The organism is Rhodococcus maanshanensis NBRC 100610 (assembly GCF_001894865.1).
Taxonomy (GTDB): Bacteria; Actinomycetota; Actinomycetes; order Mycobacteriales; family Mycobacteriaceae; genus Rhodococcus_G; species Rhodococcus_G maanshanensis.
On the sequence record NZ_BCXA01000005.1, the window covers coordinates 21,222 to 32,285 of the forward strand.

At 69.3% G+C, this 11,064-nt stretch carries 8 protein-coding genes; 3 read left to right on the top strand and 5 right to left on the bottom strand.

Translation table 11 applies throughout. The features are described from left to right. Window positions 1-33: 33 nt before the first annotated feature. Both RM1_RS02915 and RM1_RS02920 read right to left on the bottom strand, forming a co-directional pair. Window positions 34-3,342: an error-prone DNA polymerase gene (locus tag RM1_RS02915; RefSeq protein WP_072750040.1), complete on the bottom strand. Its 3,309-nt coding sequence runs from the start codon at window positions 3,340-3,342 to the stop codon at window positions 34-36. A 171-nt stretch (window positions 3,343-3,513) separates the two neighbouring features. Continuing rightward, window positions 3,514-4,185: a TetR/AcrR family transcriptional regulator C-terminal domain-containing protein gene (locus tag RM1_RS02920; protein ID WP_072749943.1), complete on the bottom strand. Its 672-nt coding sequence runs from the start codon at window positions 4,183-4,185 to the stop codon at window positions 3,514-3,516. An 88-nt stretch (window positions 4,186-4,273) separates the two neighbouring features. Here RM1_RS02920 and RM1_RS02925 point away from each other — a divergent pair, with 88 nt between their 5' ends. Both RM1_RS02925 and RM1_RS02930 read left to right on the top strand, forming a co-directional pair. Then, a complete protein-coding gene (locus RM1_RS02925) occupies window positions 4,274-4,939 on the top strand; it encodes a DUF4386 domain-containing protein (RefSeq protein WP_072749944.1) in 666 nt (221 codons plus the stop codon). A gap of 344 nt (window positions 4,940-5,283) precedes the next feature. Then, window positions 5,284-6,114, top strand: coding sequence for a CPBP family intramembrane glutamic endopeptidase (locus RM1_RS02930; protein ID WP_072750041.1), 831 nt, complete (start codon window positions 5,284-5,286; stop codon window positions 6,112-6,114). A gap of 118 nt (window positions 6,115-6,232) precedes the next feature. Here RM1_RS02930 and RM1_RS02935 read toward each other — a convergent pair whose 3' ends face one another. Continuing rightward, complete coding sequence (locus tag RM1_RS02935) at window positions 6,233-6,829, bottom strand: DUF4822 domain-containing protein (RefSeq protein ID WP_072749945.1); 597 nt, start codon at window positions 6,827-6,829, stop codon at window positions 6,233-6,235. Between the two features lie 266 nt (window positions 6,830-7,095). Beyond that, window positions 7,096-8,097: a zinc-binding alcohol dehydrogenase family protein gene (locus tag RM1_RS02940; protein ID WP_072750042.1), complete on the bottom strand. Its 1,002-nt coding sequence runs from the start codon at window positions 8,095-8,097 to the stop codon at window positions 7,096-7,098. Between the two features lie 122 nt (window positions 8,098-8,219). Between RM1_RS02940 and RM1_RS02945 the strand changes: the two genes are divergently transcribed. Continuing rightward, a complete protein-coding gene (locus RM1_RS02945; RefSeq protein ID WP_072749946.1) occupies window positions 8,220-10,331 on the top strand; it encodes an MMPL family transporter in 2,112 nt (703 codons plus the stop codon). Window positions 10,332-10,692: 361 nt separating this feature from the next. Here the strand turns inward: RM1_RS02945 and RM1_RS02950 are convergent, their stop codons facing one another. Then, complete coding sequence (locus RM1_RS02950) at window positions 10,693-11,034, bottom strand: YciI family protein (protein WP_072749947.1); 342 nt, start codon at window positions 11,032-11,034, stop codon at window positions 10,693-10,695. Between the last annotated feature and the right edge of the window lie 30 nt (window positions 11,035-11,064).

Below are 11,064 nucleotides of genomic sequence, written 5' to 3' on the forward strand. Positions count from 1 at the left end.
CTCCGACACGCCCCGGCGTTCACTCGGCGCGGTTCACCGGTAGTCCCGGGACTTGCCCGCCATCCGCAGGTCCATCCGCTGCAGCCGGTCCGCCACCACCGTCACCGCACCCTCCGCATTCTGCACCTTCCCGCGGACCAGGAGCGCGGGTGCGGTGTGTGCGAGCGTGCGGTAGCGGGCCCACAGCCCCACCGAGCAGACCACGTTCACCATCCCCGTCTCGTCCTCGAGGTTGATGAAGGTGACCCCGCCCGCGGTGGCCGGACGCTGACGGTGGGTGACCGCTCCCCCGACCAGCACCCGGTCGCCGTCGGGCACCGCCAGCAACCCCGACGCCGGGGTCACTCCAAGCGCGTCGAGTTGGGGACGCAGGAACTCGGTGGGATAGGAGTCCGGCGAGACCCCGGTCGCCCACACATCCGCGGCCGCGAGCTCGACGTCGCTCATCCCGGGAAGGGTGGGCGCGACGGTGGAGGCACCCATCCCCGGCAGCCGGCCCGGCCGCTCCCCCGCGGCCGCCCCCGCCGCCCACAGCGCCTGCCTGCGCGACCCGGCGAAACAGCCGAGCGCACCCGCGGTGGCCAGCGACTCCGCCTGCGGGGTGGTCAGCTCCACCCGGCCGGTCAGGTCGAGCAGGGAGGTGTAGGGCCCGCCCTCGCACCTGGCCGCCACGATCTTCTCGGCCAGTGCCGAACCGATGTGCCGCACCTCCCCGAGACCCAGCCGGACCTCCAGTCCGTCGCCCTCGAGCGTGGCGTGCGCCAGGCTGGCGCTCACGTCCGGCCCGTGCACCAGGACCCCGTGCCTGCGGGCGTCGGCGACCAGCGACTGCGGGGAGTAGAACCCCATCGGCTGGGCCCGCAGCAGGCCGGCGCAGAAGGCCGCCGGGTGGTGCAGCTTGAACCACGCCGAGTAGAACACCAGCGCGGCGAAACTCTGCGAATGACTTTCCGGGAAACCGAAATTCGCGAAGGCGTACAGCTTCTCGAAGATCCGGTCCGCCACCTCCCCCGTGACGCCGTGCAGATCGCGCATCCCGTCGTAGAACCGGCCGCGCAGCCGTTCCATCCGCTCAGGCGACCGCTTGGACCCCATCGCCCTGCGCAGCTGGTCGGCCTCGGCCGCCGTGAACCCGGCCACGTCGACCGCCATCTGCATCAGCTGTTCCTGGAACAGCGGCACCCCAAGGGTCCGCTCCAGGGCCTTCTCCAGCGACGGGTGATCGTAGGTGACGGGCTCGATCCCGTTGCGGCGCCGGATGTACGGGTGCACCGAACCGCCCTGGATGGGCCCGGGCCGGATCAGCGCCACCTCCACCACCAGGTCGTAGAAGTTGCGCGGCTTCAGTCGCGGCAGGGTGGCCATCTGGGCGCGGGATTCCACCTGGAACACCCCGACCGAATCGGCTCGCTGCAGCATCTCGTAGACCGGGTCCTCGGACAGGTCCAGCCTGGCCAGGTCCACCTCGAGGCCCTTGTGCTCGGCGACCAGGTCGATCATGTAATGCAGCGCGGAGAGCATGCCGAGCCCGAGCATGTCGAACTTGACCAGCCCCACCGCCGCGCAGTCGTCCTTGTCCCACTGGAGAACGCTCCGGTTCTCCATCCGCGCCCATTCCACCGGACACACGTCGGCGATCGGACGGTCGCAGATCACCATGCCGCCGGAGTGGATGCCGAGATGCCGTGGCAGACCCTCGATCTGGCCAGCGAGCTCCAGCACCGCGGGCGGGATATCGGTGCCGGTCTCGTCTTTCACCCCGGTCCATCGACTGACCTGCTTGCTCCACGCATCCTGCTGGCCCTGCGAGAAGCCGAGCGCCCGAGCCATGTCCCGCACCGCCATCTTGCCGCGGTAGGTGATGACGTTCGCGACCTGCGCCGCATAGGCGCGGCCGTAACGGTTGTAGACGTACTGGATCGCCTCCTCGCGGCGATCCGATTCGATGTCGACGTCGATGTCGGGCGGGCCGTCCCGCTCGGGCGAGAGGAACCGCTCGAACAGCAGCTTGTTCCCCACCGGGTCGACGTTGGTGATGCCGATCGCGTAGCAGACGGCCGAGTTCGCCGCCGATCCCCTGCCCTGACAGAGGATGTCGTTGCGGTGACAGAAGGACACGATGTCGTGCACGACCAGGAAGTACCCCGGGAACCCCAGCTGGGCGACGATCGTCAGCTCGTGCTCGATCTGCCGGTAGGCGTCGGGCCGCTGCTCGGGCGTGCCGTAGCGCCGCCTGGCACCCACCATCGTCAGTTCCCGCAGCCAGCTGTCCTCGTCGTGGCCCTCGGGCACCTCGAACGGCGGCAGCTCGGGCGCGATCAGCCGCAGGTCGAAGGCGCACTCGCGGCCCAGCTCGGCCGCGCCCGGCACCGCGGTGGGATGCGCGGCGAACAGCCGGGCCATCTCCGCGCCGGACCGCAGGTGCGCGCCGCCGGTCGGCCCCAGCCAGCCGGCCGCCTCGTCCAGGCTCTGCCTGGCGCGGACCGCCGCCATCGCCATGGCCAGGCGTCGGCGTGCCGGGGCGGCGAAATGTGCTGCGGTGGAGGCGATGACGGGCAGTCCCGCGGCCGTGGCGAGCTCGGCCAGCGCGCCGTTGCGTTCGTCGTCCTCGGCCACGCCGTGGTGGGTGAGCTCGACGGTGACCCGGTCCCTGCCGAACCTCTCCACCAGTCCGCGTAGCTCCGCCTCCGCCGCCGAGACGCCCCCGGAATCGAGCGCCATGCGCACGTGTCCCTTGCGGCAACCGGTGAGGATCTGCCAGTGCCCACCAGCCGCCTCGGTCAGCTCGTCCAGGTCGTAGCGCGGCTTGCCCTTCTCCCCTCCCGCCAGGTGTGCCGCCGCGAGCTGCCGCGACAGCCGCCGGTAGCCCTCCCGCCCGCGCGCCAGCACCAGCAGGTGGGTGCCGCCCGGGTCCGGCGTCCCCGTCCGCGAACCGGCCGAGTCCGCATCGTGTGACGGCAGGGACAGTTCAGCACCGAAGACGGTGCGCATGTTCAGCTCCTTGGCCGCCTCCGCGAAGCGCACAACCCCGTAGAGCCCGTCGTGGTCGGTCAGCGCGATCGCCTCGAGCCCGAGCCGGACCGCTTCCTCCACCAGTTCCTCGGGCGGGCTCGCGCCGTCGAGAAAGCTGAAGGCAGAGTGCGCGTGCAGCTCCGCGTAGGGCACGGTCGGCGTCTCGTCCCTGGAGATCGGGCCCGCGCGGTACTCGCCGCGCTTGCGGGACCAGGCCGGGCTGTCGCTGCCGTCGCCGGGGTACATCGCCTCCGGCGGGTTGCGTCCCGGCCTGCCGGAGAGCACCCGCTCCATCTCCGACCACGTCGGTGGCCCGTTTCCCCAGCCCATCGCGTTCACCTTCCCTGCGCATCCGGCCGTCGGGGATCCGGCGGCGGAGCTCGAGCGGGGAAGTCACATCGAACGTGTGTTCTATTATGAACGGGCTGCGCACGGGAGTCAACAGGCCTCAGCCGGGTGCCCACCCCGGCCGGGCGGCACCCGAGCGGCAGGCGCCGCGAATCAGGTTGCCGCGGAAGCCCTCTCCAGGCCGTCGAGGATCAGGTCGAGGCCGAACTCGAACTCGTTGCCGAATTCGTAGCCGGGTTGCAGCACGTGCTCCACGGCCAGCTCGGTGAGGTGCGGATACTCGTCGGCCGGCATTCCCGCCAAGATCGCCTGAGCCAGGTCCTCGGTCTCCTGCGGACCCTCAAAGGGAAGTGCGGCCTCCTGCAGCGCGAAGCCGTAGATGTAGCTGTCGAGGACGGCGAACGCGTGCGCGGCCATCGGAACCGAGAAGCCCCCCGCCCGAAGACTCCCGAGGACGGCATCATGATGCCGCAGCGTCGCCGGGCCGGGACTGGTCCTCGAGTCCAAGAGCCCGATCGCCCATCGATGACGCAACAACACCTCGCGGGCCGAGGTCGCCCGCAGTCGCATCGCCTGCCGCCAGCCGGATGCGTCCGGGTCGAGCACGATCTCGCCGAAGACGTGGTCGACCATCCCGTCGAGAAGGTCGTCCTTGTTGGCCACGTGGTTGTAGAGGGACATCGCCTCGACCGCGAGCACCTCGCCGAGCTTGCGCATGCTCAGCGACGCGATCCCGTGTTCGTCGGCATAGGCGACGGCGGCCAGGAGCACCTCGTCCCGACTCAGCCGGCCGCGCGGACCCCGCGCAGACCTGGGCGGTGTCATGCCTCCCCCTCTCACCTTGACGCACTTACCCTGTAAGCGTAGAACTACTTACACCGTAAGTCTCACGTCCACCACCGAGGAAGACGTCATGCCGACAACCCCAACAGGCCACGACCGCCAGGGCACCGACACAGCGAGCAGAACCACCGCCCACACGGTCGGCGCGCTGTTCCTCTTCTCCACCGCAGCGTTCCTGGTCGGGGACGCCCTGATCCAGGAGTACTTCTCCACCGAGACCGGCAGCCTGGTCGCCGGCGTATTGCTCCAAACCGTCTGCGGCCTCGCCGTGGTCGGCATCGGCCTCGCACTGCGCCGAACCCTTGGCCGATACAGCAGGACCCTCGCCGATGCCTACCTGGTCACCCGGTGCCTCGAGTGCGCGGCGATCGGAGCGATCGGCGTCTACCTGCTCGCCACGAAGTCGCAGTTCGAGCAGTACGAGTTGCTCATCTACCTCTTCTCCGGCATCGCCGGACTGATCCTGTCGTTCGTACTGCTCCGGACCGGACTCGTCCCGTCCTGGCTCGCCTGGCTCGGCCTCGTCGGCTACGGCGTACTGCTCCTCGCCATCCCGGCGGGCCTGCTCGACATCGCCACGCTCGACTCCGGCCCCGGGATGCTGATGTACGTCCCCGGCGGCCTGTTCGAGCTGATCCTGCCGATCCTGCTCATCGCCAAGGGATTCCGCCCCTTCTCGGTGCGGGTGGCTGGACCGGGCCGCGAGCGCATGCCCGCCACCTCGGTGGACGCGTGAGCGGCGTCCATATCACCGTCCCGCTCGAGGGCGCGGCGGCGGCGTAGGACCGGTCCTGGCGCCGCGCCTGCCTCGTCGCGGGGGTCGCGCTGCTGGCCATGGCCGCGCTCGCAGGCCTCGCCCTCCCCCTCGCCGTCGATGGACTGGTGACCCCCGGCGATGCGACGCAGACCGCCCGCGACCTCGCGGACTCCGAGGGGAATGTTCCGACTCGGGATCGTGAGCCTGGTACCACTCATTTCACCCAGATCGGACGAGGCCGACCGTGGGGCGAGGCACACAGGATGGTCGATGCATCCGCCCGTGTGGGCCCGGAATATCGGCAGTGAACAAGGAGAATGGTCATGGCAGAGTACGTGGCACCGAAGCACGAGGCTCCACCGCCGGCAATCACTGGCCGTCGCCTCTCCTACCTGACCTTCGCCGTGATCGTCATCGCATACCTCGTGATCATCAAGGTCAGCGGGATGCTGATCGGCGGCTGGGCCGACGAGGACGACACCCTGACCACCCGGGGGGTGGTCTTCACCATGCTGATCCCGCTCGGGCTCTCCGTGATCTTCACCTACGGTGTCATCGCCGCGCTCGGGTGGTGGCGGCCGGTGATGAAGGACGACCGCCCGGTCAACAGATGGGTCTGGGTCGTGCCGGCGATCCTCCTCGGCGCGATCCTGCTGGGAATCAATTACAGCGCGCTGTCGGAAAAGGGCTGGCTGTTCATCGTGTGCCTTCTCATCGCCACGCAGTTCGTCGGCTGGGGTGAAGAGGGCATGTTCCGCGGCATCGGTGTCACGGTGCTGCGCCAACACGGTCTCCGCGAGGGCCAGGTCGCATTGTGGTCCAGCGTCATCTTCGGCGTGGTGCATCTGTCGAACGCGTTCACCGGCGGCGGTTCAGGCGCAATCGCCCAGGCTGCCATTGTCAGCGTCGCGGGATACTTCTTCTACCTCACCCGCCGTGTCTCGGGCAGCAACGCACTCAACTCCGTCATGCACGGACTCTTCGACTTCTCGCTGCTCACCGGGGCCGTCATCCTTCTGGATCAGCAGGCGTACGTGGGTACTTTCGCGCCGCTGCTGGCCTACCCGATCCTCGCGATCATTCTTCTCGTCAAGCGGCGGAGCATCGAACCGGCCGACCGCGCAGGCGACAGCACGATAGCGTCCCTCGCCTAGCTGACCCAGGGCCGGCCTCGAGGTGGGATGTGACATCACCGCACGTCAACAGCTGGCGCTCCCAGAACTTGCAGAAGGCCCGGCCCCCATCGGGGACCGGGCCTTCTGTGTGTTCGGGTCAGTGGCTGTTGCCGTTGTTGAAGTGGTAGTCGGCGCTGCCGTTGCCGCCCTGGTTGCCGTTCGCGCCGGGGCCACGGCCGTCGGTACCGGGCTCGACGTGGTTGGTCTTGGTGTGCACGATGTCGTAGTAGACGCTCGTGTCGGCTGCGTTCGGGAAGATGCGGTAAGTGAAGACGTTCTTGTCGAGCTGGGTGATCGGGACGACACGCTGGAAGAGAACCTGGCCGGCGTCGTTCTTCGCGTTGATCCAGCGCTCGGAGCCGTCGGGGGTGACGGTCCAGTCGCCGTGCAGCTTGGGGCTGTCGTCGAGGTTGTACATCGTGTACGTGCCGTCTGCCTTGAAGTAGGCCCAGCCCACGAAGTTCGAGACGGCCGGGTTGTCGAGGGCGACGCGGTTGCCGTCCTGGTCGATCGCGCTGGTGGTCTTCCACGGGGTCGAGGCGAGCACGTCCGAGGGGGTCTGCGCGACGTGGGACGAGCCGAAGTACGCCGGCGCGGCGGCAGCGGCGGCGGTCGGGGCGATCGCGAGTGCGGCGAGCACGGCGGCCGAGGCGGCGAAAGCGGTACGGCGGGAGATCAGCGAGATGATGTTCATGTCCCCCACGCTACGAATCAGGCCCAGGGGGCCACATCATCCGATTGGCTATTTGCTCGGGCACCGAACAGATGATCCGGAGCAGGACACTTGGACGCGAAGCGAGCTACGCAGACAGCGACACGGGCACCAGCCCTCGTTCGAAATCGTCGCGCATGGTTCGCCACAATCGCTTGGCGACTTGCCAGATCTCTACCGCCCAGATCCGGTCCGGCCATGCCTTGGACCAGGTGATCAGCTGGGCAGTCGGAAGCAGTTCCGACGCCTCACACGATGAGCACCGCGGCGCCGGTTACCCGCCCCTCCTTCAGGTCCGACAGCGCCCGGTCGGCCTCGTCGAGCGAGTACCCCATCGCGTTGACCAACAGCCGGTGCGTCCCCGCGAACTCCAGGAACTCGCGGGCGTCCGCGCGGGTGTTGGCCGTGACCGATCGCAGCGTGCGCTCCTGGAACAGGTGCCGCTGATAGTTCAAAGGCGGGATGTCGGAGAGGTGGATGCCCGCGACAGCCAGCGTGCCGCCCCGATCGAGGGCGGCCAGCGCGGTCGGGACCAGCTCGCCGACCGGGGCGAACAGGATCGCCGAGTCCAGCGGCACCGGCGGCGGGTCCGCGGCGCCGGATGCCGAGGAGGCGCCGAGCTCCAGCGCCAGCTCCCTGGCCCGCTCCCCCCTCGTCATGACGTGGACCTCGGCGCCCCGCGCCAACGCGACCTGCGCCGCCAGGTGGGCGCTGCCACCGAAGCCGTAGATGCCGAGGCGCCCGCCCTCCGGAACCTCCGCGCACATCAACGCCCGGTAGCCGATGATCCCGGCGCACAGCAGCGGCGCCAGCTCCTCGTCCAGATAACCGTCGGGCAGCCGGTGTGCGAATGCCGAGGGCACGGTGGCGAACTCCGCGTACCCACCGTCGACGTCCCATCCCGTGTATCGCGAGTGCGGACAGAGATTCTCCCGACCGCGGCGGCAGTGTCGGCACTCGCCGCAGGTCTGCCGGAGCCATCCGATCCCGACCCGGTCGCCGAGACCGAAGTCCGAGCCGGCCTCGTCGCCCCACCCGACCACCTCGCCCACCACCTCGTGGCCGGGCACCACGTGGCCGCGGTGCACGGGCAGATCGCCCTCGGCCACGTGCAGATCGGTGCGGCAGACCCCGCACACGCGGACCCGCACCAGCAGCTCCGAGGGGCCCGGTTCCGGCACCGGCAGCTCCGCGAGCTCGACCGGCTCGCCGCGCATCGGCCCTGGTTCGCGGACCCGCCATCCCGACATGACATCCGGAATGCCCATGGGTCCACTCTCCGCGTTTCGACGGCCGGGCACCAGGGGCAGCCCCGCGCAGGCCATCGGTAGAGTCGTGGCGCATCCGACCCCCCGATCCGAGAGAGTCATACATGACGCGCTGGGCCAAATTCGTCGTCTCCCGGAAATGGTGGGTCCTGATTCTGACGGTGCTCGCCGTCGTGATCAGCGGACTCTGGGGACTCGGGGTCTTCAGCAAGCTCAGCCAGGGCGGCTATATCGACCCGAACAGCGAAGCGGCACAGGTCAGCTCGCTGGTCAACGAGAAGTTCGGCCCACAGTCACCGGACATCGTCGCGATCTACACCGCACCGGAGGGCAAGACCCTCGCGGACATCGGCCCCGAGGTCGAACAGAACCTGGCGGCGTTCCGGGGGCAGGTGCCCACCCTCGCCACCGCCTCGTACTGGTCCGTCGACCCGAACACCGCGAAGCTGATGACCTCGAACGACGGCACCAAGGCCCTCGCGACGATCTCGATCGACTGGGACGCGGGCGCGCATTTCACCGAGCTGGACAAGATGACCGCGGCGCTCACCCCACCCGGCATCGACACCGAGTTCGCGGGCGGCACCGTCGTCGGGTACTCCTTCAACGTCCACTTGCAGCAGGACCTGGTGCGCGCGGAGGCCATCGCGCTGCCCATCACCCTGCTGCTCCTGGTGGTCGTCTTCGGCACCGTCACGGCCGCGGCCGTCCCGGTGTTCGTCGGAATGCTGGCGGTGCTCAGCGCGCTGGCGATCCTGCGACTGCTCACCACCGTCACCGAGGTCAGTTCGTTCTCGATCAACGTCGCCTCCCTGCTCGGGCTCGGCCTTGCCATCGACTACGGCCTGTTCATCGTCAGCCGCTTCCGGGAAGAGCTGGCCTCTGGCACCGAACCCGGCGCCGCCGTGCGCCGCACGGTCGACACGGCCGGACGCACCGTGATGTTCTCCGGGCTGCTCTTGGTCTGCGCCTTCGCAGGCATGCTGGTGTTCCCGCAGGCGGTCATCCGTTCGCTCGGTTTCGGGGCGATCGCCGCCGTGACCGGGGCTGCGGTGCTCTCCCTCACCGCGGTGCCCGCGCTGCTCGCGGTCCTCGGCCACCGGATCAACTCGCTCGCCTGGCGGCGCGGAACCGTCGAACGCGGCGAGGAGCGGGCCCGCAAGTTCTGGGGCGGTGTGGTCACCAAGGTGATGCGCAGGCCTGCCACGGTGGCGGTGACCATCACCGCGGGCCTGCTGCTGCTGGCCGCGCCGTTGTTCGGCGCGAGTCTCGGCGAGGTCACCTACACCGCACTGCCGCCGAACGACCCGGCCCGCACCGCGGCGGACACGCTGTCCACCGAGTTCCCCGCCACCGGTGAGGCCGCGACGGTGATGGTGCGGGGCGAGAACGGGGCGCCCCCCACCACCGCCCAGCTCAGCGAGGTCGGTGCGCAGGTGCGGGCCGTCGACGGTGTCGCCGCGGCGCGGATGGTCGCGGCGTCGGACGATTTCGCGATCCTGTCCGCGACCTACGCCGAGGGGGCAACCCCCGGCCAGGTGGTCCGCGATGTGCGGGCCATCCCGGCCCCGGCTGGCGTCGACGTGCTGGTCGGCGGCGGCGCCGCCCTCGTAGACGACGGCAACGACGCGGTCACCGCGAAGCTGCCCCTGATGCTCGCGATCATGGTCGGCTCGACCCTCGTGCTGCTGTTCCTCGCGTTCGGGTCGGTGGTCCTGCCGATCAAGGCGGTGGCGATGGCCGGGCTGAGCATGGCCGCCACGTTCGGCGTGCTGACCTGGATCTTCCAGGACGGCAACGGCGCCGACCTGCTCGATGTGACCCCGGCCCCGCTGGAGGCGACCTTCGTGGTCCTGATCCTCGCGGTCGTGTTCGGCCTGTCCACCGACTACGAGGTGTTCCTCATGTCGAGGATGGTCGAGGCGAGGGCGAACGGGGCGAGCACCGAGGAGGCAGTGCGGTTCGGCGCCGAGCGGACCGGCCGGATCGTGACCACGGCCGCGGCGCTGCTGATCATCGTGACCGGTGCCTTCACCATCTCCGGGCTGTCGATCATGCGGTTTCTCGGCGTCGGCATGATCCTGGCGCTGATCATCGACGCCACCGTGGTCCGGATGCTGCTCGTCCCGTCGCTGGTCAAGCTGATGGGCGAGGCGAACTGGTGGGCGCCCGCGTGGATGCGCAAGGTGCACGAGAAGGTCGGCATCGGGCACTGAGGTCTCCGACCTCCCCGCGGTCTCCGTGTAGAACGGCGCGGATCGTCAGCTCGCGCAGTCGAGCTGACGATCCGCATCATGGCCAGCAGCGGCAGGCTGGTGACCAGTTCCTCGCCGAACAGCTGCGGGATCGTCTTGAGGAGGAACAGCACCCGCTCATTCCCTCGATCGGGAGCAGCAGCAGTGCGAACGCGAGGACGCAGGCAGCAACTACCGTCCACCACTGCGCGCCGGTGAGGCGAACGGGTACGCCGTTGTGGTACGGAAATCATCAGCGGGCGGCGACGCACTGTCCACGGGGCGGGCGGCAGCGTGCTTGTGTGCTGAACCCCCGACTGTCGCCCGGAAATGCCGAACCCCGTCAGCTGGCGGGATCGTAGTGAAATGCGCGTACCTCCTGCGCGCACCGGCAGGCGGTCGCGAGCTTGGCAGCCCATTCCAGCGCCGCCTCGCGGGAGGGCAACTCCAGTACCGCGTAGCCGCCTTCTAGCTGCGCCGTCTGCGGGTACGTGCCCTCGGTCACGGTGCCGTCCCCATCGACCAGGACAGGCGGAACGCTCTCGTCGATTCCGCCGCCGAACACCCAGACGCCTGCGTCCTTCGCCTCCTCGACCACCGCGTGCGAGGCGTCCGATGCCGCCTGCAGATCCTCGTCGGAAAGGACCATGGCGCCGCTGGGGAACGAGATCAGGTACTTCGTCATCGCGTCGACTCCTTCTTCCCGTTTCACCGA